Here is a 21,300-nt window from a genome sequence, read left to right as displayed (position 1 = left end):
GCCCCTCATCCAATGCATCTGAGATTTGCTTCCACGCCCAACCCCTTCATACCAGAGTTGAAAATCGAAGACTCAACTGCCACATGTATACCATAGTGCACAATAAAAGAGGACAGATATGAGCGAAGACCAGATTATTGGATTGCTGACGTCGAACATTATCTACGTGCTGGCGGCTGTTTTGATCATTACCGTCATCTTCAAGGGTATTAAAATCGTACCCCAATCCGAGAAGTATGTGGTCGAACGGTTCGGACGCTTGCACTCAGTGCTTGGCCCCGGCATTAACTTTATCGTTCCTTTTCTAGATGTTGCGCGCCACAAGATATCTATTCTAGAGCGCCAACTACCCAACGCGACCCAAGACGCGATCACCAAAGACAACGTTCTAGTGCAGATCGACACCTCGGTGTTTTATCGCATTTTGGAACCTGAAAAGACCGTGTATCGTATTCGTGACGTAGACGGAGCAATTGCGACGACTGTGGCCGGTATCGTACGCGCGGAAATCGGTAAAATGGATCTGGATGAAGTACAGTCCAACCGCGCGCAACTGATCACCCGCATTCAGGAAAGCGTGGAAACCGCCGTGGATGACTGGGGTATTGAAGTAACCCGCGCCGAGATTCTCGATGTGAACCTCGATCAGGCCACCCGTGACGCGATGCTACAACAGTTGAACGCCGAACGCGCCCGTCGTGCGCAGGTAACCGAGGCCGAGGGGCAAAAACGCGCCGTTGAACTGAACGCTGACGCTGAGCTTTATGCGGCCGAGCAAACCGCAAAAGCGCGCCGCATTCAGGCTGAGGCCGAAGCTTATGCAACCGGTGTGGTCGCCAAGGCAATTCAGGATAACGGCATTGAGGCAGCGCAATATCAGGTTGCCCTGAAACAGGTCGAAGCGCTGAATGCACTGGGTAACGGCACCGGATCGCAGACCATCGTTGTACCTGCCAACGCCCTTGAGGCATTTGGTAACGCCTTTAACATGCTGAAAGGAGGCAAATAATGGCCGACCCCTTCTGGCTAACCTGGTGGATCTGGCTTGCCGGAGCGCTTGCCCTAGGCATCCTTGAGATTGTCCTTCCCGGATTTATCTTTCTGGGCTTTGCCATCGGGGCTGCCGTCACGGGGCTGTTGTTGGTCATCCCAGGCGTCACGCCATCTCTACCGATCCTGCTGCTAATCTTCGCGGTGCTGTCACTGGTTTCCTGGCTGTTGTTGCGACGCATTTTTGCCCTACCCCATGGACAGGTCAAAACGTTTCGACATGACATAAACGACTAAACGGTTCTGGCGCCCCTTCGGGGCGTCATTGCGCCTCTGGACGCTGCCGCTGGCTTTCCCTATATAAATGCTCAGGTAACAAACCCGAGGCACGTATGACTCATCCGAGCGAACAGTTTGAAGGCTCCCCGCTGATTGCACCTTCGAGCATTGAGCATCCCCTATATGACGCTGTGGTGGACGCCTGCCGCACGGTGTTTGATCCTGAAATACCCGTGAACATCTACGATCTGGGTCTGGTGTATACGATCGACATCACCGCCGAAAACGCGGTCAAGGTTATCATGACGCTGACGGCACCGGGATGCCCCGTTGCAGGCGAAATGCCCGGCTGGATTGTCGAAGCAATCGAGCCCGTAGCTGGCGTTAAGGAAGTGGATGTAGAGCTGACTTGGGAGCCACCTTGGGGCATGGAAATGATGTCCGATGAAGCGCGCCTTGAACTGGGCTTTATGTAAAAGCCTGGAACTAAGCCACTGTCGTAAAAGATTTATTTTTCTGTCACACAAGCGTAGAAAAACCGTTACCAAGACCGAGAATAGTCCCGGCGTGCTTGCGCTTGCATCCTAGCCAGCACAGTGCGGGCTGGATAATCTCTTGTGTCCCCCAAAACATACCAGCCTGACGAACTGAATAAGAGACCGCTCTTGCCCGAGAGCGGTCTTTTTCATGCCACCGGGGTCGGTTATTGCACACCACAATTGGATTTAATTTCGGCCGCCCGCTCATCCAGGGCTTTGACGTAATCACCTGACAACATGGACAACCTTTTGTTTTCGGTGCCTGTCACCAATCCCAGCAATGCCCCGGCTGGTGTCAAGGCCGCGACACTTTCCAGCTGCTGATCCTGTGCATGTTTCTTTTCGGCCGCAATTGCCCTTAGGTCACCCTCGGCGGTGGAGCAATTGACGGGATGCCTTTTTAACGTGGCTTCAGCAGACGCCACGCCCGCCGTCATCGAAAGAACTGCAGCAACTGCCGTCAAGAATATGATTCTGCTCATAAAACTGCGCTTTTTCATCCCACCTCACCAAAAAAATCCGCCGGAATATTTGTGTGCTCAGCTAAGGTCAGCTTGTTTCAAAAGGCAAGATTTTTCGCCGAAAGCCTGAAATGTTAGGTAAGTATGCCTGCTATGTCTTGAGCCATTGCCCAGTCGGCACTAAATTAATGTCTACGCGCGAAAACGGAGATCACTATGTTCGGCATTCCCGGCAAACAAGCCGTGACCATGACGCCCAAGGCCGTGGAACAGATTGCCCGCCTCATGGAAGCTGGCGGTCACGCAGGCCTGCGGATCGGCATCAAGAAAGGTGGCTGTGCCGGCATGGAATATACCATGGACTATGTCGATCAGCCCGACGCGAATGACGAAATCGTCGAACAGGACGGCGCGCGCGTCATGATCGCGCCCATGGCCCAAATGTTCCTGTTCGGAACCGAAATTGACTATGAGGTCTCGCTACTGGAGTCCGGCTTCAAATTCCGTAATCCAAATGTCGTCGATGCGTGCGGATGTGGTGAGTCAATCAAGTTCGATGAAAGGCTATCCCCACAATCCTAAGACGCCTGCAAGTGTAGGTAAGTTTCGTTAAAGCGGCGCGTCAAATGATCGCCCGCAGTGATGGTGTGCCCTGAATTCGGGGGTGCCACGTTGGTGTCATAGGACGGGTTAAAGAAAAGCGGTACCGACACACGCTCTTGCGAACCTCCAACTACGCGGTGCAATGTGGCTTTGACCTTTCCAGCGGTCCAGAACTCAAGCATCTCACCAAAATTGATGACGAACCGGCCTGGCTCGGCGTTGACATGCGCCCAACTGCCGTCCGGCATGCGCACCTCAAGCCCCGCAGTCCCATCTGTCGCCAGCAAAGTCAGGCAGCCATAATCTGTATGAGCGCCTATCCCGAAATCATGTTCACCCGCCCAATCGGGGCGCCGCGGATAGTAGTTGCCGCGTAAAAGCGCCATCGGTGTATCGAATGCGATATCGAAACTATCGGCCTCCTGCCCAAGCGCCACTGCGATAGCGCGAAGTACTCGCATCGCCACCGCGCACGCATCTGTGTAATAGGTCTGAACGATTTCCCTGAATGCCGACGGGGTGAGCGGCCAGAGATTCGGAGCATAAACACTTAGGCCCGCATTGATATAGCGGCTGTTCGCAGGCAGCTCATATCCGCAATCGAACACTTCTTTGAAATCAGGATTTGCTCCCGGGTCGACCTGCTCGGATAGCGGTGCTCCCCATCCACGATTTGCCCCGGTTCGCGCCATGTTGACCTGTTTTTTATGTGCCTCAGGTAGACAAAAGAAATCGCGATAGACCGAGATGACTTCACGTACACGCTCTCTGCTAAGCCCCGTGTTCGACACGGTCAGGAATCCAACCTCACTTACCGCGCGCAAAAGCTTGGCCAGCTCGGCAGCGTCACGTTGGTCCAACTTCTCAAGATCAAGATCTTCGATCATGCACTCGTTCCTGTTTTCCGGCCGCCCTCAAGTTTTAAAACTTGCTCTGCAACCGCAATTGTCAGTTTCGACTGGCGGTGTTATCCGGTTCATTAAATATGAACAATCAGGGAGTTTGGAATATGCGGCGCAAGCTGGCGGCTGGTAATTGGAAGATGAACGGAACCACGGCAGCGCTGAGCGAACTAGAGGCTCTGGCCCGCGCCTATCCTACTCCATCGATTGATGTATTGATCTGCCCGCCAGCCACGTTGCTGCATCGCGCGGCGGAGGTCGTTCGCGATACCGAAGTCACCGTTGGCGGTCAGAATTGCCATGCCGCAACCGCAGGTGCGCACACGGGTGACATCAGTGCAGATATGCTGGTCGATGCCGGAGCGAGCGCCGTTATTCTGGGCCATTCCGAGCGCCGCGAAGATCACGGCGAACAGAACGAAGACGTCCGCGCCAAGGCGCGTGCGGCGATGGATGCCGGACTGAAGGCGATCATCTGCGTTGGCGAAAGCTTGGAACAGCGCGAAGCTGCCAACACGCTGGATATCATCGGCGGCCAGATGTCGGGTTCAATCCCGGATCAGTCGACCGGCGAGAATCTGATCGTCGCCTACGAACCTATTTGGGCCATTGGCACCGGCAAGGTACCTACGCTGAATGAAATCGGAGAGGTTCACGATTTCATTCGTAACCGGCTCGAACGGCGTTTTGGTGAAGGCGTCGGCCGGTCTGTGCGCCTGCTTTACGGCGGCTCGGTCAAACCGTCCAACGCTGAAGATATTTTTGGCGTCTCAAACGTCGATGGCGCGTTGGTCGGCGGCGCCAGCCTGAAGGCACAGGATTTCTCAGGCATTATAGACGCGCTGCTAAAAGCCTGAGCTAAAGCTCAGGCCAGTTTCATTGTCACCAGACCTGTAACGATCAGGACCGCCGCGATGATACGCGCGGCGTTCACCGTTTCACCCAGCAACATAGTGCCAACTAGGAATGCCCCGACTGCGCCGATGCCGGTCCAGATGACGTATGCCGTCCCTAAAGGCAGCGTGCGCATCGCCATCGCCAGCAATCCAAATGACCCGATCATGGAAACCCCCATAATCACGGTCGGCCAAAAGCGAGTGAAACCGGCAGATTGCTTCATGGCGACGGCCCAAACAATTTCCAGCAGGCCAGCGAACAGTAAGAATATCCAAGACATTAGGACACCTCGAACAAATTCGGGTCGTCCCGAATGATCACCCATTGTGGGGAGGTCGTCCTCTAGCGTCGATGTGGGAATACCAGGCACGACTTCAAGTGGCCTGCAAAGAAAAAGGCCGGGCAGATTGCACTGCCCGGCCCGAACGAAGGTTCACCCTCGCTAGTTCGTCACGATTTCCGGCCCCATGAAGGTGTTGGGCAGGAAGGTCGAGATCCACGGTATGTACGTCACCATGATCAGGAAGACGAAGAGTACCGCCAGGAACGGCAGTGCCGCCTTCACCACCTTCATCATCGGCATACCTGCCACGCCCGAAGTCACGAAGAGGTTCAGACCGACCGGAGGCGTGATCATCCCGATCTCCATATTGACCACCATAATGATGCCCAGATGGATCGGGTCGATACCCAACTCAATCGCAATTGGGAACACCAGTGGTGCCACAATCACCAGCAGGCCCGACGGCTCCATGAACTGACCGCCGATCAGCAGGATCACGTTGACCACGATCAGGAAGGTCACAGGACCAAGCCCAGCCGACAGCATTGCGTTGGCGATATGTTGCGGCACCTGCTCGTCGGTCAGTACGTGCTTCAAGATCAGCGCGTTTGCGATCACGAACAGCAGCGTCACGGTCAGCTTACCGGCTTCGAACAGAGTGTGCTTGGTATCCGAGTGAAAGAACGCTGTGATCAAAGCGTATGGCTTTTTCATCAACGGCAGGTTCTTCGTGCCCTCTTCGGTGCTGAGTGGCCCCATGTCCTTGTAGACAAAGCTGGCGATGAAGAAGGCGTAGACGGCAGCCACCGCAGCAGCCTCGGTCGGGGTGAAAATCCCGCCGTAGATACCGCCCAGGATGATGACGATCAGGAACAGACCCCAACCGGCCTCGCGCGCCGAGGTAAAGACCTCTCCCCAGCCCTTCCATTCACCTTTGGGCAGGTTCTTGACCTTGGCCATGACGTAGATGGTTACCATCAACATCAGACCAGCCATCAGGCCCGGAATGACACCTGCCAGGAACATGCGTCCGACCGAGACTTCAACGGCTGCGGCATACACCACCATCACGATTGACGGCGGGATCAGAATGCCCAGAGTACCCGCGTTACAAATCACACCGGCGGCGAATTCCTTGGAATATCCCACCTGGCGCATCCCGGCGATGACGATGGAACCGATGGCCACAACAGTTGCCGGAGACGACCCGGACAGTGCCGCAAAAAGCATACAGGCAAACACACCCGCGATCGCCAGACCACCGGGCAAATGCCCAACGCAAGCAATCGAGAACCGGATGATCCGCCGCGCCACGCCACCCGTTGTCATGAAGGACGACGCGAGGATGAAGAACGGGATTGCGAGCAAGGTAAAGTGCCCCTCGAACGCCTCGAACAAAGTGCCTGCGACCGAAGCCAGAGAACTGTCGGAATAGATCAGCAGGAACAGGGTCGAACTGAGGCCCAGAGCCACCGCAATCGGAACACCGATCAGCAGCAGGCCGATGACCATAGAGAAAAGAAGTACTACGTCCATCAGTCATGCTCCCCCTGCTGAGCGCGAACTTCTTCGATTTCGTCCTCAACCTCGTGGCTGGCGACAATGCGATCCGTCTCACCGCGCCAGATTTGAACGGCTACCTGCGCAAAGCGGATCACCAGCAGCAGCATCGACAGCGGCAGAACAAAGTAAGGGACGACCTTGGGCAATTTCTCGTATGACTCGCCATAGTTGATCATCTCTTCCAGGAAACGCAGTGGCGCCACCATGGGGATGTCGTCTACCTCGTAGAAACTCTGACTGCGGGCGTCAAAATTGAACCCTGTCGGGAACCAGCGACCGGATGTGGGTGGAAGATCGGCAAACACGGCCCAATAGTCATAGGCGCCTTTAAGCATCAGCAGCGAAAACACCAAACAGCAACCGACGGCGATCAGCGCCAGTATCCGGCGCGGCGCCGGAGCCAGCATGTTCAAAATCGCGTCGACACCCAGATGAGCGTGCTTTTTCACCGCGTAGGACGCGCCCAGCAGCACCAACCACCCGAAGGTGAACACTGTCAGTTCAAGCGCCCACAGAATGTTGGAATTAAATACGAACCGCGCAATCACGTTGGCAAAGGTCACAGCCGTCATAAGGCCTAGCAACAACGCAATCAGGGTTTCTTCGATATGGTCGACCAGCCCGCCTTGGCCGGGTTTCGCACCAGACATCTTTCTGTCCCCGCATTTTTTGTGATGAGAGAGATTAGGGGCGGGCCTTATTCAGCCCGCCCGGCCAGCACGTCGATAACTCCCCAGTCCAGGACGCGCGGCCAGCCCCGGATTTAGAACCCGGCGTTGATGGCCTGAGCGGCGTCGATCTTGTCCTGACCCACGTCACCGGCGAACTTGTCCCAAACTGGCTTCATTGCATCGACCCAGGCCTGACGCTGTTCCGGGTTCAGTTCACGAATGATGCCGCCTGCATCAGTGATCGAGGCTTTGGCCGCTTCGTTCACCGCAAAGGCTTCTTGGTTCCGGGTTGCGGTGACTTCGTCCAGAATGGTCATGAACTGATCACGCACTTCAGGATCCAGGCTGTCCAGCCAGTCGACCGATGTCACGACCAGATAGTCGATGATGCCGTGGTTCGTCTCGGTGATGCCATCCTGAACTTCGAAGAACTTCTTGCCGTAAATGTTCGACCATGTGTTTTCCTGCCCGTCCACAACGCCCTGTTGCAGCGCACCGTAGACTTCCGAGAACGCCATCTTCTGCGGGCTACCACCGATGGCTTCCATCTGCGCCACCAGCACGTCCGAAGACTGCACGCGGAACTTCAGACCTTCAGCATCCGACGGATCGACCAGCGGCTTGTTCGCCGACATCTGCTTCATACCGTTATGCCAGAAGGCCAGCCCCTGCAGGCCACGGCGCTGCATGCTGTCTTTCATCGCCTGACCATCGGCCGAGGCCTGGAACGCGTCCACTGCGTCAATATTCTTGAACATGAACGGCAGGTCGAACAGGCGGAACTGCTTGGTGAACTTTTCGAACTTCGACAGCGATGGTGCGGCCAGTTGCACGTCGCCCTGCAGCATCGCTTCCAGAACCTTATCGTCGTTATAGAGCGTGGAGTTCGGATAGACCTCCATGCACATAACGCCGTTCATCTCTTCATTCACGCGCTGTTCCAGCAGCGAGGCGGCGATGCCCTTCGGGTGCTTGTCGCTGTTCGTCACATGCGCGAACTTCACGACGATCTCGCCATCGTCACAGGCCGCCATGCCTGCGGTTGCGGTTACTGTCAGCGCCAAGGCCGTCGCGGCCGTTGTAAGGAATTTCATCTGTTTTTTCCTCCCAGACTTCCTCAATCTTCCAATCGGCACCCATTCGGCACCGTACGCCGGGAAGTGAACCGAATCGATGATCGTGGCTCAACGATTTGTTGCATCCTTAAAAGTTTTACTTTTTTCCCCATTAAAACAGCGTATTAAAATGCACCTCCAAAGGGTACGTTTCGCAACGGAGTGGCGCTTGTGCGAAAATCCGCACATACATTGCACCCGTTGTGCGGATTTCCGCACTCTTCGCGAATCATCGTCGTAGAATCAGTCCGCCACCCAAACGCACTGTACGCAGCCTGCGCCAGCAGGCTGCCCGGCCCAACGCCTTTAACCGCATGATAATGCGGTCAAAGGGGGCGGGAGAATTTGCCTTCACCTGCGATAATCCTCTGGGCGAATCTGATATCGGGCCAATTTGTCATAGAAGGTCTTGCGCGGCAGCTTCAGCGCCTTGGCGGCATCCGACGCCTTTCCGTTGTGCCTCCCCAGAGCTGCGATCAGCAGAGACCGTTCCACCCTCGCCATTTGCTCGCTCAATCCCAGATCGGTTGCCTGCGCCACCTCTTCCGGCATACCCAGAACAAACCGCATTGCCGCCGACATAAGTGAACGCGCGTTCCCTGGCCAATCACTGGCCATCAGCGATGCAAGATGTTCTGAAGAAATTTCAGGCTCGGCAATACCTGCTTGCTCTGCCGCCTGCGCGACGTAGTGCTGGAACATTACCGGAATATCTTCGGGGCGTTCGGCCAGAGATGGAATGCGCACTCGCATCACGTCTAGCCGATAAAACAGGTCCGCATTAAACCGACCTTCTTCTGACATGGTGGACAGGTCCGCCGTGGTGCCCGCGAGAATGCGTGCGCCGACACCCCGTTCGACCAACTCGAGCGCCGCATATTGTGTGGCCTCTGGCATGGCCGATATTTCGTCCAGAAACAAAGATCCTCCGGCGGCGTCTTCGCAAACCTGAACCAGAGCGTCGGGCGTCAAACCCGATGAGGGCCTTTTTACAAACGGACCTTGTGCATGAGGCGACATCAGATGCACAACTTCGGCCACTTTTGAAATCCCGCTGCCTGCAGGCCCCGTAACCAGAACCTCTGCCCCGGTAGGCGCAACCGAGCGAACTCGCTCTCGCAATGCCTCGGCCTGAGGCGACAAGCCGGAGAGCAAGCGTGCAGCCGGATCTCCGCGTTCCAACTCGTGTTTCAAAGCCCGTTGCTCCAGAACCTGCGTCCGGGCCGAAAAAGCTTTTCCCAAGACCTCAAGCAAATCCGCAGCAGCACATGGCTTCTCAAGGAAATCAAATGCACCCTGCCCCATAGCCCTCACGGCCATAGGAATGTCACCCTCCCCCGTCAACAGAATGACCGGCAGCTCTGGATCAACCTCATGCGCATAGTTGAGAAGATGAAAACCGTCTCGGCCCGGCATACGGATATCCGAGACAATCACCCCGGGAAAATCGGCGCGTATGTGATCCTTCGCAGCAACAAAAGAGCCAGCCGGGACTGGATTGTAGTCCGCCAGTTCCAGCGTTTGCGCCAGCGCCTCGCGCACGGCGGCATCATCATCGACCAAAAGAACCTTACGCGTCATACCTCTTCATCTTCCCGGTAAAATTCAAGCTCAACGGTAAACACTGCACCCGTTTGCGCGTTGGCACCACGGATATTTCCGCCGAAACTCTGGACCAACCCATATGAGATCGACAAGCCAAGCCCCATCCCCTCGGATGACCCCACCGCCTTGGTCGAATAAAAAGGCTCGAACAGCTTTTCAGTATTCTCAATGCCCGGCCCTATGTCCCGCACTGTAACCGCCAATTTTTCACCGGCTTCTATTGCAATGTGAACAAACCGGTCATCCTGCTGGCTCATCGCGTCAGCGGCGTTGTTGATCAGGTTAACAAAGACCTGCACCAAACGCACTTCTCCGCCCCATGCGAATACAGGGCTGTCGGGCGGAACCCAATCCAGCGTGACGCCCTCGGCCTTCAATCGTGACTCCGTCAGTTCGACGGCAGTGTCGATCACCTGAACCAGATCCACTTTGCCCATCGGTTCGTTTTCGTTGCGAGCAAACGAGCGCAGATTCTTGATGATACGTGCCATCCGCGCAGCCATATCCGAAATGCGTGTCAGATTCTCCGAGGCCTTTTCCGCGCGCCCCTTAGTCAGGAACGCGGCCCCGTTGTCGGCGAATTGCCGTATCGCCATAAGAGGTTGGTTCAATTCGTGACTGATACCCGCTGACATCTGACCTAACGCGCTGAGTTTTCCGGCCTGAATCAGTTCTTCCTGAGCATGTTTGAGGGCCGTCTCGGCCTCTTGCCGTTCTCGCACCTCACGGCGCAAGGCCGTGTTTGCAGCCGTCAAGTCGCGAGTACGTTGGGCAACACGGCTTTCCAAAACCGTGTTGGCCTCAGCCAAGGCACGTCTTCGTTCAGTCGCCAGATACAGCAATGCACCGAACGCCAAACAAATCGCGGCGACGGTTGCAGCTTGCAATCCGGCCAGACGTCGAGCCGGAGCAACGTCCACCAGCACTTCGGCGGTCATGTCGATCACTGGCAGATCAAGCATCAGATGTAGCGCACGGTCCGGCAGATAGCGACCCCAGTTGAGCTTCCACAATTCGTGCGGGCCAACCCAACTCGAAGCGAAGTCAACCTCTCCACCCTGTGGCGGTGTCAGCCCGCTTTGCCCTTCTGCGCGCTGCCAGAACAAAAGGTCGGACCGGTTCGAAATAAAGACAACGCCTTCTGCATCGACGAAGAAAACCGCCTCGGTACTGCCGCGCCATGTTTGCTCGACATCCTGTACGTCGGCGACAACCATCAGAGCGCCCTCTACCTGTCCCTCTTCGTTAAAAGCAGGGGCCGCATAGGAATAAATCCGATTGCCACTGACCGGCTCAACACCGTGTGCGCTACCCAACGCGCCGTGTAGAGCACGCTGAAAAGCGGGATGACCCGCAATATTGGCCTCCGTCACAGGTAGCGCGGACGCCAGCACCTGACCGGTCCGGTCCAGATACATCATGTTGACTGCCGCCGTCTTGTCCGCCATGTCCAACAGCAAGGACCGAGCAGCGCGACGCTCCTGAGGGGTATCTAGCGCGTGCAGGACAGGATGTTTGGCCATCAGTACGGCCAGTTCCTGATAGACCTGCATCTGCGTACTCAATCGGTCAGCCGCCAGCTCCAGATCCGCCTCGGCTTTTTCGCTCAGTTGAGACAGTGCCTGACGATAGCCATAAGACCAGACCCCGGCGGACAACAGCCCGACGGCACAAAGAAATCCCAAGATTACCCAAACCCTTTGCATGACATAGGATCTTGCATTCGACGCGCCGCATGGCAAGTCTGCCGCGCATGAAGACGGTGTTCCAATCCCCGGTCGAACCGGGATTCGTGCAAAATCCTTACCCGTTCTATGACAAGGCACGTGCGCACGGGGACCTTGTTTATTGGGATGATTACAAGAAAGTTGCGGCGGTTTCACACCGGGCAGTGCAAGCTCTGCTGAAAGATCGCCGCTTTGGCCGAGAGGTTCCCCCCGAACTGCAATGCCCCGGCCCTGCCCACCTGGCACCTTGGTTGAGTGTTGAAGCGCATTCTTTGCTGGACGCGGAGCCGCCCCGTCACACGCGCTTGCGGGCGCTTGTTATGCGGGCGTTTACATCGCGTGCAATAGCTGCACTGGAACCCTCTATTCTCGACCTCAGCCACGCCCTGATCGATCGGTTCCCCGATGCGCCTTTTGATCTGCTGGACTCGTTTTGCACACAGGTTCCCGTGGTCACGATCTGCCGCCTGCTTGGTGTACCAGAGGAAAGGTCACCCGATTTGCTGCGCTGGTCGCACGCTATGGTGGCGATGTATCAAGCCAGTCGCACACGCCAGACTGAGGACGCAGCCGCATCCGCTGCGAAGCAGTTCACTCGTTTTCTGAGGGGCTACATCGAACAGCGCCGGGCCGATCCACGGGACGACCTGATCACCCGCTTAATCGCCGCAGAGGAAGATGGTGAGAAGCTCTCGCACGATGAGTTGGTAGCCACCTGCATCCTGCTGTTGAACGCTGGGCACGAGGCTACAGTCCATTCGCTTGGAAACGGAGTGAAAACGTTACTGCAACTGCGACTTGATCCGCGAACGTGTGTCCCAGACGGGACGGTCGAGGAAATCCTGCGGTATGATCCGCCGCTACATATGTTCACGCGCTATGCCTATGAGGAAGTCGAGATATTCGGCCACAGTTTCAAACGCGGTGATGAAGTTGCACTTTTACTTGGGGCCGCGAACCGAGACCCGTCAGTCTGGACTGATCCGAGCCGCTTTGATCCGACCCGTCCAGTCGTCACCAATACCAGTTTCGGTGGTGGTCTTCATTTCTGCGTCGGTGCTCCGCTCGCGCGGTTGGAGATGCGTATCGCCCTAGGAGCGCTGTTCGAACGCTGCCCGAACCTGAGCCTGAATTCAGAACCGGAATTTTCCAATTCCTACCACTTTCATGGCCTAACCAAGCTGATGGTTCAGGTCTGACCTACCTTAGCTTTCGATCAGTGCGTTCAGCGGCAGCATTGTGGTGGATTTGATCTCCTCCATCGACAGCAGCGCAGTCACGTTGTGCACACGCACCTCAGAAATCAGAGTCTGGTAGAACTCGTCATAGGCGCGCGCATTCTTGACCCGGACTTTGAGAATATAATCAATGTCACCGGCCAACCGGTGCGCTTCTTGCACTTCGGGACGGTCGCGCAGCGCTTTAAGGAACCGGCGCTGCCAGTCAGCTTCATGCTCCGAGGTGCGAATCAGAACAAAGAACGTGGCTTCGAATCCCAGCGCCTCAGCGTCCAGCAAAACGGTCTGCTGACCAATAACTCCAGCGCCTTTTAGCTTGCGGATTCGATTCCAGACCGGGGTCTTGGAACTGCCAACACGGGCTGCTATTTCGTCCAGCGATTGGCTGGCGTCGCGCTGTAGCTCGACCAGAATTTTCCGATCCGTGTCATCAATCCGCACTGACATTCCAATTTTCCCTTCGTTTCGAAACCTCCGTCCCACTTGGAGGCCCTGACAGAACGTTCGTTCTTATTTATGCGCCCATATGGCGCAATACCGGGAATATTTCCTATATTGCAGGTCAAGTCAAACCAACGGAACGGAACATGCAGCTTACGCATTCATATGATGGCACAGGACACGTCGACTTTGTCGGCGCGGGTCCCGGCGATCCAGAATTGCTCACGCTCAAGGCGCTGAACGCCTTCGAGCGCGCTGACGTCGTTCTGCATGACCGCCTGATCAGCGCCGAGGTTCTGGAACTGGCCGGCAAGTCCGCTGTTCTGGTCGATGTCGGCAAGGCCGGTTTTGGCCCCTCCTGGAAGCAAGAGGACATCGACGCCCTTTTGATCGAGTACGCTCTGAAAGGTCAGCGCGTCGTTCGTCTGAAGTCCGGCGACCCCACCGTGTTTGGTCGCTTGGATGAAGAGATCGAAGCGGTCGAGGCCGCAGGCATCGCATGGCAGATCGTTCCGGGCATCACAGCGGCCTCTGCTGCCGTTGCAGGGATTGGCCAAAGCCTGACCCGCCGCGGCCGCAACTCCTCGGTCCGATTTCTGACCGGCCACGACATGAAAGGCTTTGCCGATCACGACTGGACCGCGCTGGCACGTACTGGCTCGGTTGCGGCGATCTATATGGGCAAGAAGTCCGCCCGTTTCATTCAGGGCCGCCTGATCATGCACGGCGCCGACCGTGAGACACCGGTGACTCTGGTCGAAAACGCTTCGCGCCCCGATCAACGCATTCTGGCCACCACGCTGGACCAGTTGCCCAATGACCTGACTGCCGCCGAAATGGACGGCCCCACCCTGACCTTTTACGGCCTCGCCCCGCGCCAAGCGGCCAAGGCCCTGACCGAATTCAAGAAGGAGCACGCCTGATGGCCCGCGCTTTTACCCCTAAAGTGGTCACCGCCAACGATTTGTTGGAAGGCGACGTCATCTATCTGACCGAAGACGACCGCTGGTCGCGTGAACTCTCCGAGGCCGAACTGATCACGGACGAAGCCCACGCACAGGTTCGTCTGCTGGATGCCGACCGTCAGGCTAACAAGATCGTAGGCGCCTATTTGGCCGACGCGGTCGCTGGCGACAACGGCCCCGAACCCACCCATTTCCGCGAAGAGTTCCGACGCACCGGACCTTCGAACTATGCCCACGGCAAGCAGGAAACAGCAACGCAGCCCCGGGCCTAACCCTCGGCCCTCTCTCTCCCCATAAAGGCCCCAAGGTTTCGGGGCTGCAACTAAGGACAGCTAGACATGTATCGCTACTCCGAGTTCGACACAGCATTCCTGGCAGAGCGCAACAAACAGTTCCGCGCACAGGTCGAGCGCCGTATTGACGGCTCGCTGACCGAGGATGAATTCAAGCCTCTGCGCTTGATGAATGGCCTGTATCTGCAATTGCACGCATATATGCTGCGCGTCGCCATTCCTTATGGCACGCTGTCCAGCGCACAGATGCGTCAGCTGGCGCTGCTGGCCGAGAAGTGGGACAAGGGTTATGGCCATTTCACCACCCGTCAGAACATTCAGTACAACTGGCCGAAACTGCAAGACGTGCCGGATATGCTGGACGCGCTGGCCGAAGTTGGCATGCACGCCATTCAAACCTCGGGTAACACCATCCGTAACGTAACCGCCGACCACTTCGCCGGTGCTGCCGCGGATGAGATCGCCGACCCGCGTCCCTATGCAGAACTGCTGCGCCAGTGGTCCACCGACCACCCTGAGTTCCAGTTCATGCCGCGTAAGTTCAAGATCGCCATCACCGGCTCGGAAAACGACCGCGCCGTGATCAAGGCGCATGACATCGGTCTGCAACTGGTCGAGCGTGACGGCGTTCTGGGTGCCCGCGTGATCGTTGGTGGCGGTTTGGGCCGCACCCCGATGATCGGCAAAGAACTGTCCGAATTCGTCGACTTTGACGACCTGCTGGCTTATCTGGAAGCCACCGTTTCCGTGTGGAATCAGATCGGTCGCCGCGACAACAAGTACAAGGCGCGTATCAAGATCACCGTGCACGAGAACGGCATCGACACCATCCGCGCCAAGGTAAACGAGCGCTTCCTGAAAGTCCGCCCGCAGTTCAAGGGCGCCGACATGAACCTGCTGGAAGAGATCAAGGGCCACTTTGCCGCCCCGGCCTTCCGTGAGGGTTCGGTTGCCTCGTTTGAGAGCGCCTACACCAACGATCCGGTCTTCCGTTCGTGGGTCGACACCAACATCGCGCCGCACAAGAACGCAGACCACGCAATTGTCACGATCTCGATCAAAAAGCACGGTGCGACGCCAGGTGATGCGACTGCCGAGCAGATGCGCGTGATGGCCGATCTGGCCGAAGAGTTCGCATATGACGAACTGCGCATCAGCCATGAGCAGAACGTGATCCTTCCGCATGTCCACAAGTCGGACCTGCCCGCGATCCACGCCAAGCTGAAGGAATACGAACTGGCGACCGCCAATATCGGCCTGATCAGCGATATCATCGCCTGCCCTGGCATGGACTACTGCGCGCTGGCTACGGCTCGCTCGATCCCCGTGGCTCAGGAAATCGCCACCCGTTTTGAAGACCTGAAACTTGAGCATGACATCGGTCACCTGAAGATCAAGATCTCGGGCTGCATCAATGCATGTGGTCACCACCACGTGGGCCATATCGGCATCCTGGGTCTGGATCGTGCTGGTGTCGAGAACTACCAGATCACTCTGGGTGGCGATGGCACCGAAAACGCGGCCATTGGTGACCGCACCGGTCCGGGCTTTGCCTACGACGAAATCGTGCCCGCCGTGGAGCGCATCGTGGACACATATCTGGACCAACGCGAAAGCAGCGAGGAAACATTCCTGCAGACCTATCGCCGGGTAGGCATGGCGCCGTTCAAGGCGGCGCTCTACCCCGAGGCGCAGGCCAATGCCGCTTGACCTGATCCAAACGGAACTGGGCAAAGACCGAAGCGAACTGACCGAAAGGGTCGAGGCGCTGAACGCCCAGTTCCGTCACCACAGCGCTCATGACGTAATGCATGGTGCGATCCAGGAGATCGACGAGCTTGCTCTGGTCTCAAGCTTTGGTGCAGAATCGGTTGTTTTGCTGCACATGGCAGCGGTGGTCGACAAGATGACCCCGGTGTTGTTCGTGGACACTCAGTTGCTGTTCACCGAAACGCTGGAATACCAGCAGGAGGTCAGCGAGCGTCTCGGCCTGAAGAACGTCCACGTTATCCGTGCCGAGGACGAGGACTTGCAGCGCGACGACCCCTATGGAGCGCTGCGTCTGCGAGACATGGATGCGTGCTGCAACCTGCGCAAGACCTTCCCGCTGCAGCGGGCCTTGATGGGGTATGACGGTTGGATCACCGGGCGCAAACGGTTCCAGTCGGGCAGCCGCGCCGCGCTTGACTTCTTCGAGGTCGAGGACGGCACAGGTCGGATCAAGGTCAACCCGTTGGCCCATTGGGCGCCCGAAGATGTGCGCGCCTATATGGACGAAAACAACCTGCCCCGGCATCCGCTGGTGGCGAAAGGATACCCCTCGATCGGCTGTGCGCCCTGCACCTCGCCGGTCAAAGAGGGCGAAGACCCCCGCGCCGGACGCTGGCGCGACCAGAACAAGGAAGAATGCGGCATACATTTTGTTGATGGCAAGATGGTGCGCGCCGGAGAGAAAACATGAACGTAATCGTATCTGATGAGGGGTTCGCCCCTGACGACTGGACCGACGGCTTTGTCACGCTGGAAGACGCGGCCAATGATGTGGTCGCGCTGGATGTGACATCGGACACGGACCCGGATGAACTCATTGACCGTCTGGGCAACGCTCAGATGGTGCGCGTGGACTTTCCGTCCTCGGCTGATGGGCGCGGCTTCACAATTGCTCGCGTTCTGCGCCTGAAAGGTTATACCGGCCGTCTGCGCGCCAAGGGCCACGTTCTGGCCGACCAATACGCCATGGCTCGCCGCAGTGGATTTGACGAGGTCGAGATCGACGACGAACTGGCTACCCGTCAGCCCGAAGACCAATGGTTGGCACGCGCCAACTGGAATGACCACAGCTACCAGGCCCGCCTGCGCGGCTAAAACCGCCATCGCCAGCTTGTGAAGAAACGGGGGCAATCTGTCCCCTTTTCTTGCCTTGTAACAATGTTTAAACGGAGATGCCGGTCACGCTGACCGACAGTGAAACCATGACAGAGATGAAGCCCGTGACCGAAGCAACCGCCGTGAAGGCCCCCGTCCTGCCGGACGCTCAGACCGTGACCGATGTTAAACATTGGACCGACAGCCTGTTCTCGTTCAAGGTGTCGCGCCCTGCCTCGCTGCGGTTCCGCTCTGGTGAGTTTGTGATGATCGGTCTGCTCGGCGACAACGGCAAACCGCTGCTGCGCGCCTATTCGATCGCTTCGCCTTCGTGGGACGAAGAGCTGGAGTTCTACTCGATCAAAGTGCAGGACGGCCCGCTGACCTCGAAACTGCAACACATCAAACCGGGCGATCAGATCATCCTGCGGCCCAAGCCTGTTGGCACGCTGGTGCATGACGCTCTGCTGCCCGGCAAGCGCCTGTGGTTCTTCGCCACCGGCACCGGCTTTGCGCCCTTTGCCTCACTACTTCGCGAACCTCAGACCTATGAGGACTACGACGAGATCATTATCACCCATACCTGCCGCGAAGTGGCTGAGTTGGAGTATGGTCGTCAACTGATCGAAAGCATCCGTAAGGACGAAATGCTGGCCGAGCTGATGGGCGAAGGCTTTGCCGACAAGATCCGCTACTACCCGACCACCACACGGGAAGAGAGCCCCAAGATGGGTCGCATCACCAACCTGTTGAAAGACGGCACCGTGTTTGCCGATCTGGGTATCGAAGGTGGTATCAACCCGGATACAGACCGCGCCATGGTTTGCGGTTCGCTGGCTTTCAACCTGGACATTAAGGAAATCCTAGAAGAGTTCGGCCTGCGTGAAGGCGCCAACTCTGAGCCCAAGGAATTCGTCATCGAAAAGGCCTTTGTAGGCTGATCCATCCGCGCGGGCCGCTGGAAACACCGCGGCCCGTGCAGAAACCCGCTGCAAAACCTGTGAATTTCAGTCCTTTCGACGCGGATGGCGCTTGAATCGGGGCGCGGGGCGGTCTAAATTTCGGGCTCGAAATTCTGCAATCATCAAAGGAATGAACCCATAGCTCGCAGACCACACAACGCGCCGCCGCAGAGAGATACCGGACCGCGCGTCAATGAAAAGATCCGTGCCCCCGAAATTCGCCTGATTGGCGCAGATGGTGAAAATGTCGGGGTGGTTCATCCCGCCAAAGCCATGCAACTTGCAGCTGACGCTGGCCTCGACCTGGTCGAGATTTCGCCCAATGCGAACCCTCCGGTCTGCAAGATCATGGACTTCGGTAAGTTCAAGTACGAACAGCAAAAACGCGAAAGCGAAGCCCGCAAGAAACAAAAAGTCATCGAGGTGAAGGAGGTCAAATTTCGGCCCAACACCGACACGCATGACTATGACGTCAAGATGAAGAACGTCTTCAAGTTCTTGGAAAAGGGCGACAAAGTCAAAGTCACACTGCGCTTCCGTGGCCGCGAGATGGCACACCAGAATCTGGGTCGTGAGCTGTTGGAACGTGTGGCCGAGGACATCAAGGATTTGGGCAAGGTCGAGAACATGCCCAAGATGGAAGGCCGTCAGATGATCATGATGATCGGCCCTCTGCCGCAGAAATAAATTTCTGGCCGATCAGGAACATAAAAGCCTCCTCAATTTGAGGAGGCTTTTTCATTTACGGATGGTTCGCTAGATCACCGCTGAAATCGCCTTGCTCAGCTTCCCGACCAACTCGTCAATCTGAGCGTCTTCGATGATGAAGGGCGGTGCCAGCAGAATGTGATCGCCCAACCGACCGTCGCGTGTACCGGCCATAGGGTAACAGATCAACCCTTCGGCTAACGCAGCCTTCTTGATCTTGCCAGCTACACCGAGCGCAGGGTCGAAGGGCGCTTTGCTGTCCCGATCCGCGACCAGTTCAATGCCCCGGAACAAGCCACGGCCCCGAATATCTCCGACATTCGGATGCTGTCCCAATGCGGCCTCAAGCGCCGATTGCAGCTTTTCCCCCATAACACCCGCCCGCGCGGGCAAATCACGTTCGGTCAGTTCGCGAACAACGGCCAGTGCTGCCGCCGTGGCGACCGGATGCCCGATATAGGTGTGACCATGCTGGAAGAACCCTGACCCGTCGCGGATCGCATCGTATATCTGGCCAGTACACAGCATCGCCCCGATTGGTTGATATCCGGCCCCCAAACCTTTGGCGATACACAGAATATCCGGCGCCACGCCATCATGATCGCAGGCGAACAGATGCCCTGTCCGCCCCATGCCGCACATCACCTCATCCAAAATCAACAGCACACCATAATGATCGCAGATTTCACGGATGCGCTTGAAGTACCCCTCAACCGAAGGCACCGCACCCAATGTTGCACCCACGACCGGCTCGGCGATGAAAGCCATCACGTTTTCCGGACCAAGCGCCAAAATCTCAGCCTCCAACTCATTGGCCACGAGTTGTCCGTAGTCATAGCTGCTCTCTCCGTCCGGCTTCTCGGCGTATTCATAGCAGGGCGCAATATGGGTCATGTCGATCAGCATCGGCGCGAACTGCGCGCGCCGCCACGCATTCCCACCAGCGGATAATGCACCCAAGGTATTGCCGTGGTAGCTCTGTCGCCGTGCGATCACGTGCCGACGATCCGGCTGGCCAATCTCCAGAAAATACTGTCGAGCCAGCTTGATCGCCGCCTCGGTCGCCTCGGACCCGCCCGAGACAAAATACACCCGGTCCAGATCCCCCGGCGCATGTTCGATCAACAGGTCTGCCAGTGCCTCGGCTGGTTCCGAAGTCATGAAGCCGGTATGCGCAAAGGCAATCTGCTCAACCTGCTCTTGCACAGCCTTGATCACGGCTGGATTGGAATGACCCAGGCACGACACCGCCGCGTCCCCACAATCCAGGTAACGGCGGCCCTGCGCGTCAATCAGGTAGCACCCGTCTCCGCCCGCTGCGACAGGCAGGTCGGATTTCGTGTGGCGTGGAAATACGTGACTCATTTGACTGCCCTTTCCAACATGGCAACAAGCGCCGACACCGACGCGGCATTATCTTTCCAGAGGGTCCCGCTCTCATCGGTCAGACTGTTTTCGAATCCGACCCGAACATCTCCGCCCTGTTGGGCCGCATATGTCAGGCAGGCGTGTTCCTGAGTTCCAAAGGCGCAAACCATCCACGGCGAAGCCCCAGTTGGGAACACATCTAGATCCTGGGGCGAGGATTGCTGACCTGACGTATATCGCCCCAACACCAACAGACTCTCAGTCTGCCCGCCCCGCACGATCCCGGCCTTTTGCCACTGCGCCAGCAACGCGGCGTCTTCAGTATCATACAGGATGTGCTGCACCCGCGTTCCTTGGTCAGAGCACAGACCATAGACCTTATCGGCCAACTCTGACGCACGCGCGATTTCGCGCACTGAGATGGACGCCCACTCCGGACGCACCTGTTCCAAACATGCAAACTGAGCGGGAACATCATACACGCCCGCCGCTTCGGTCGTAATTTGTAACTCCAGACCGGGTACGGCCTGCCGTAACTCCGCCAGTGTTTCCAGATATTGGCCGGAGTCGAGAGAGTGCTGCCCTTCTGGGTCACGAATATGCAAATGCAGCCCATTGGCCCCGGACTCAAAACAGGCCCGTGCGGTCTCCACGATCTGTTCCATGGAAACAGGAAGCCTCGGATGGTCCGAAGGCCCCCGCCGCGCGCCGTTCGGAGCGACCAGGATATAGGGCCACCCGGGGGTTTGGTTTTCTGATCGCGAGTCTGACATGCACATTCCTCAGGTTATTCTTGCAGCATCTAATCCGTCGCTCTGCGTTTTT

The 21,300-nt window shown here is 57.2% G+C and carries 24 protein-coding genes; 13 read left to right on the top strand and 11 right to left on the bottom strand.

All coding sequences use genetic code 11. The features are described 5' to 3' along the window. Positions 1-118 precede the first annotated feature (118 nt). The 3 genes from ABLN94_RS08825 (at position 119) to ABLN94_RS08815 (ending at position 1,745) form a co-directional block, all read left to right on the top strand. Positions 119-1,009 carry an SPFH domain-containing protein gene (locus ABLN94_RS08825; RefSeq protein ID WP_352991647.1) on the top strand — a complete coding sequence of 297 codons (891 nt, stop codon included), beginning with the start codon at positions 119-121 and terminating at the stop codon, positions 1,007-1,009. Beyond that, entirely contained in the window at positions 1,009-1,287 is a 279-nt protein-coding gene (locus tag ABLN94_RS08820; RefSeq protein ID WP_170487415.1) for an NfeD family protein, read from the top strand. Before ABLN94_RS08825 ends, ABLN94_RS08820 begins: the two co-directional genes overlap by 1 nt. A 95-nt stretch (positions 1,288-1,382) precedes the next feature. Next, entirely contained in the window at positions 1,383-1,745 is a 363-nt protein-coding gene (locus ABLN94_RS08815) for an SUF system Fe-S cluster assembly protein (RefSeq protein WP_170487414.1), read from the top strand. 227 nt (positions 1,746-1,972) lie between these two features. Here the strand turns inward: ABLN94_RS08815 and ABLN94_RS08810 are convergent, their stop codons facing one another. After that, positions 1,973-2,308 carry a hypothetical protein gene (locus ABLN94_RS08810; protein WP_352991646.1) on the bottom strand — a complete coding sequence of 112 codons (336 nt, stop codon included), beginning with the start codon at positions 2,306-2,308 and terminating at the stop codon, positions 1,973-1,975. A 177-nt stretch (positions 2,309-2,485) separates the two neighbouring features. On the opposite strand from ABLN94_RS08810, the gene ABLN94_RS08805 reads away from it, so the two are divergent. After that, the gene (locus ABLN94_RS08805; protein WP_352991644.1) at positions 2,486-2,851 is read left to right on the top strand and encodes a HesB/IscA family protein; all 366 of its coding nucleotides are present in this window, start codon (positions 2,486-2,488) and stop codon (positions 2,849-2,851) included. Here the strand turns inward: ABLN94_RS08805 and ABLN94_RS08800 are convergent. Continuing rightward, positions 2,848-3,759 carry an isopenicillin N synthase family dioxygenase gene (locus ABLN94_RS08800; RefSeq protein WP_352991642.1) on the bottom strand — a complete coding sequence of 304 codons (912 nt, stop codon included), beginning with the start codon at positions 3,757-3,759 and terminating at the stop codon, positions 2,848-2,850. The genes ABLN94_RS08805 and ABLN94_RS08800 overlap by 4 nt on opposite strands. Positions 3,760-3,881: 122 nt before the next feature. On the opposite strand from ABLN94_RS08800, the gene tpiA reads away from it, so the two are divergent. Then, positions 3,882-4,631 carry a triose-phosphate isomerase gene (gene tpiA, locus ABLN94_RS08795; RefSeq protein ID WP_352991640.1) on the top strand — a complete coding sequence of 250 codons (750 nt, stop codon included), beginning with the start codon at positions 3,882-3,884 and terminating at the stop codon, positions 4,629-4,631. An 8-nt stretch (positions 4,632-4,639) separates the two neighbouring features. Here the strand turns inward: tpiA and ABLN94_RS08790 are convergent, their stop codons facing one another. The 6 genes from ABLN94_RS08790 to ABLN94_RS08765 form a co-directional block, all read right to left on the bottom strand. Further along, complete coding sequence (locus ABLN94_RS08790; protein WP_352991639.1) at positions 4,640-4,951, bottom strand: DMT family transporter; 312 nt, start codon at positions 4,949-4,951, stop codon at positions 4,640-4,642. Positions 4,952-5,113: 162 nt separating this feature from the next. Then, entirely contained in the window at positions 5,114-6,490 is a 1,377-nt protein-coding gene (locus ABLN94_RS08785; protein ID WP_170487403.1) for a TRAP transporter large permease, read from the bottom strand. Then, complete coding sequence (locus tag ABLN94_RS08780) at positions 6,490-7,167, bottom strand: TRAP transporter small permease (protein WP_170487401.1); 678 nt, start codon at positions 7,165-7,167, stop codon at positions 6,490-6,492. Before ABLN94_RS08780 ends, ABLN94_RS08785 begins: the two co-directional genes overlap by 1 nt. 113 nt (positions 7,168-7,280) lie before the next feature. Beyond that, positions 7,281-8,282 carry a DctP family TRAP transporter solute-binding subunit gene (locus ABLN94_RS08775; protein ID WP_170487399.1) on the bottom strand — a complete coding sequence of 334 codons (1,002 nt, stop codon included), beginning with the start codon at positions 8,280-8,282 and terminating at the stop codon, positions 7,281-7,283. Positions 8,283-8,654: 372 nt separating this feature from the next. Beyond that, positions 8,655-9,884: a sigma-54-dependent transcriptional regulator gene (locus ABLN94_RS08770; protein WP_352991637.1), complete on the bottom strand. Its 1,230-nt coding sequence runs from the start codon at positions 9,882-9,884 to the stop codon at positions 8,655-8,657. Then, the gene (locus ABLN94_RS08765) at positions 9,881-11,614 is read right to left on the bottom strand and encodes a sensor histidine kinase (protein ID WP_352991635.1); all 1,734 of its coding nucleotides are present in this window, start codon (positions 11,612-11,614) and stop codon (positions 9,881-9,883) included. Before ABLN94_RS08765 ends, ABLN94_RS08770 begins: the two co-directional genes overlap by 4 nt. Positions 11,615-11,661: 47 nt before the next feature. On the opposite strand from ABLN94_RS08765, the gene ABLN94_RS08760 reads away from it, so the two are divergent. Beyond that, on the top strand, positions 11,662-12,834 hold the full coding sequence (locus tag ABLN94_RS08760) for a cytochrome P450 (RefSeq protein WP_352991679.1): 1,173 nt from the start codon (positions 11,662-11,664) through the stop codon (positions 12,832-12,834). A gap of 6 nt (positions 12,835-12,840) precedes the next feature. Here the strand turns inward: ABLN94_RS08760 and ABLN94_RS08755 are convergent, their stop codons facing one another. Beyond that, complete coding sequence (locus ABLN94_RS08755; RefSeq protein WP_170329947.1) at positions 12,841-13,320, bottom strand: Lrp/AsnC family transcriptional regulator; 480 nt, start codon at positions 13,318-13,320, stop codon at positions 12,841-12,843. Between the two features lie 140 nt (positions 13,321-13,460). Between ABLN94_RS08755 and cobA the strand changes: the two genes are divergently transcribed. The 7 genes from cobA to infC all read left to right on the top strand — a co-directional run bounded on the left by cobA (position 13,461) and on the right by infC (position 19,086). Further along, positions 13,461-14,237 carry a uroporphyrinogen-III C-methyltransferase gene (gene cobA, locus ABLN94_RS08750; protein WP_417750513.1) on the top strand — a complete coding sequence of 259 codons (777 nt, stop codon included), beginning with the start codon at positions 13,461-13,463 and terminating at the stop codon, positions 14,235-14,237. Further along, the gene (locus ABLN94_RS08745) at positions 14,237-14,551 is read left to right on the top strand and encodes a DUF2849 domain-containing protein (RefSeq protein ID WP_352991633.1); all 315 of its coding nucleotides are present in this window, start codon (positions 14,237-14,239) and stop codon (positions 14,549-14,551) included. Before cobA ends, ABLN94_RS08745 begins: the two co-directional genes overlap by 1 nt. 66 nt (positions 14,552-14,617) lie before the next feature. Beyond that, a complete protein-coding gene (locus ABLN94_RS08740) occupies positions 14,618-16,282 on the top strand; it encodes a nitrite/sulfite reductase (protein ID WP_352991631.1) in 1,665 nt (554 codons plus the stop codon). Continuing rightward, positions 16,272-17,033 carry a phosphoadenylyl-sulfate reductase gene (locus ABLN94_RS08735; protein ID WP_352991630.1) on the top strand — a complete coding sequence of 254 codons (762 nt, stop codon included), beginning with the start codon at positions 16,272-16,274 and terminating at the stop codon, positions 17,031-17,033. Before ABLN94_RS08740 ends, ABLN94_RS08735 begins: the two co-directional genes overlap by 11 nt. Then, complete coding sequence (locus ABLN94_RS08730; protein WP_352991629.1) at positions 17,030-17,437, top strand: DUF934 domain-containing protein; 408 nt, start codon at positions 17,030-17,032, stop codon at positions 17,435-17,437. The genes ABLN94_RS08735 and ABLN94_RS08730 overlap by 4 nt, the downstream gene beginning before the upstream one ends. A 107-nt stretch (positions 17,438-17,544) precedes the next feature. Then, on the top strand, positions 17,545-18,378 hold the full coding sequence (locus ABLN94_RS08725) for a ferredoxin--NADP reductase (RefSeq protein ID WP_352991628.1): 834 nt from the start codon (positions 17,545-17,547) through the stop codon (positions 18,376-18,378). Positions 18,379-18,495: 117 nt separating this feature from the next. Next, a complete protein-coding gene (infC, locus tag ABLN94_RS08720; RefSeq protein ID WP_425328919.1) occupies positions 18,496-19,086 on the top strand; it encodes a translation initiation factor IF-3 in 591 nt (196 codons plus the stop codon). Between the two features lie 69 nt (positions 19,087-19,155). Here the strand turns inward: infC and ABLN94_RS08715 are convergent, their stop codons facing one another. Beyond that, a complete protein-coding gene (locus ABLN94_RS08715; RefSeq protein ID WP_352991626.1) occupies positions 19,156-20,472 on the bottom strand; it encodes an aspartate aminotransferase family protein in 1,317 nt (438 codons plus the stop codon). Beyond that, the gene (locus ABLN94_RS08710) at positions 20,469-21,248 is read right to left on the bottom strand and encodes a 3-keto-5-aminohexanoate cleavage protein (RefSeq protein WP_352991625.1); all 780 of its coding nucleotides are present in this window, start codon (positions 21,246-21,248) and stop codon (positions 20,469-20,471) included. Before ABLN94_RS08710 ends, ABLN94_RS08715 begins: the two co-directional genes overlap by 4 nt. Positions 21,249-21,300 lie beyond the last annotated feature (52 nt).

The sequence above is a fragment of the Ruegeria sp. SCP11 genome, assembly GCF_040329455.1.
Classification (GTDB): domain Bacteria; phylum Pseudomonadota; class Alphaproteobacteria; order Rhodobacterales; family Rhodobacteraceae; genus Ruegeria; species Ruegeria atlantica_E.
This window is presented reverse-complemented; position numbering and strand designations above follow the sequence as displayed.

Coding starts and splice junctions, on each gene's coding strand:
- ABLN94_RS08825 (WP_352991647.1), top strand. CDS start 119: ATGAGCGAAGACCAGATTATTGGATTGCTGACGTCGAACATTATCTAC.
- ABLN94_RS08820 (WP_170487415.1), top strand. CDS start 1,009: ATGGCCGACCCCTTCTGGCTAACCTGGTGGATCTGGCTTGCCGGAGCG.
- ABLN94_RS08815 (WP_170487414.1), top strand. CDS start 1,383: ATGACTCATCCGAGCGAACAGTTTGAAGGCTCCCCGCTGATTGCACCT.
- ABLN94_RS08810 (WP_352991646.1), bottom strand. CDS start 2,308: ATGAAAAAGCGCAGTTTTATGAGCAGAATCATATTCTTGACGGCAGTT.
- ABLN94_RS08805 (WP_352991644.1), top strand. CDS start 2,486: ATGTTCGGCATTCCCGGCAAACAAGCCGTGACCATGACGCCCAAGGCC.
- ABLN94_RS08800 (WP_352991642.1), bottom strand. CDS start 3,759: ATGATCGAAGATCTTGATCTTGAGAAGTTGGACCAACGTGACGCTGCC.
- tpiA (WP_352991640.1), top strand. CDS start 3,882: ATGCGGCGCAAGCTGGCGGCTGGTAATTGGAAGATGAACGGAACCACG.
- ABLN94_RS08790 (WP_352991639.1), bottom strand. CDS start 4,951: ATGTCTTGGATATTCTTACTGTTCGCTGGCCTGCTGGAAATTGTTTGG.
- ABLN94_RS08785 (WP_170487403.1), bottom strand. CDS start 6,490: ATGGACGTAGTACTTCTTTTCTCTATGGTCATCGGCCTGCTGCTGATC.
- ABLN94_RS08780 (WP_170487401.1), bottom strand. CDS start 7,167: ATGTCTGGTGCGAAACCCGGCCAAGGCGGGCTGGTCGACCATATCGAA.
- ABLN94_RS08775 (WP_170487399.1), bottom strand. CDS start 8,282: ATGAAATTCCTTACAACGGCCGCGACGGCCTTGGCGCTGACAGTAACC.
- ABLN94_RS08770 (WP_352991637.1), bottom strand. CDS start 9,884: ATGACGCGTAAGGTTCTTTTGGTCGATGATGATGCCGCCGTGCGCGAG.
- ABLN94_RS08765 (WP_352991635.1), bottom strand. CDS start 11,614: ATGCAAAGGGTTTGGGTAATCTTGGGATTTCTTTGTGCCGTCGGGCTG.
- ABLN94_RS08760 (WP_352991679.1), top strand. CDS start 11,662: ATGAAGACGGTGTTCCAATCCCCGGTCGAACCGGGATTCGTGCAAAAT.
- ABLN94_RS08755 (WP_170329947.1), bottom strand. CDS start 13,320: ATGTCAGTGCGGATTGATGACACGGATCGGAAAATTCTGGTCGAGCTA.
- cobA (WP_417750513.1), top strand. CDS start 13,461: ATGCAGCTTACGCATTCATATGATGGCACAGGACACGTCGACTTTGTC.
- ABLN94_RS08745 (WP_352991633.1), top strand. CDS start 14,237: ATGGCCCGCGCTTTTACCCCTAAAGTGGTCACCGCCAACGATTTGTTG.
- ABLN94_RS08740 (WP_352991631.1), top strand. CDS start 14,618: ATGTATCGCTACTCCGAGTTCGACACAGCATTCCTGGCAGAGCGCAAC.
- ABLN94_RS08735 (WP_352991630.1), top strand. CDS start 16,272: ATGCCGCTTGACCTGATCCAAACGGAACTGGGCAAAGACCGAAGCGAA.
- ABLN94_RS08730 (WP_352991629.1), top strand. CDS start 17,030: ATGAACGTAATCGTATCTGATGAGGGGTTCGCCCCTGACGACTGGACC.
- ABLN94_RS08725 (WP_352991628.1), top strand. CDS start 17,545: ATGACAGAGATGAAGCCCGTGACCGAAGCAACCGCCGTGAAGGCCCCC.
- ABLN94_RS08715 (WP_352991626.1), bottom strand. CDS start 20,472: ATGAGTCACGTATTTCCACGCCACACGAAATCCGACCTGCCTGTCGCA.
- ABLN94_RS08710 (WP_352991625.1), bottom strand. CDS start 21,248: ATGTCAGACTCGCGATCAGAAAACCAAACCCCCGGGTGGCCCTATATC.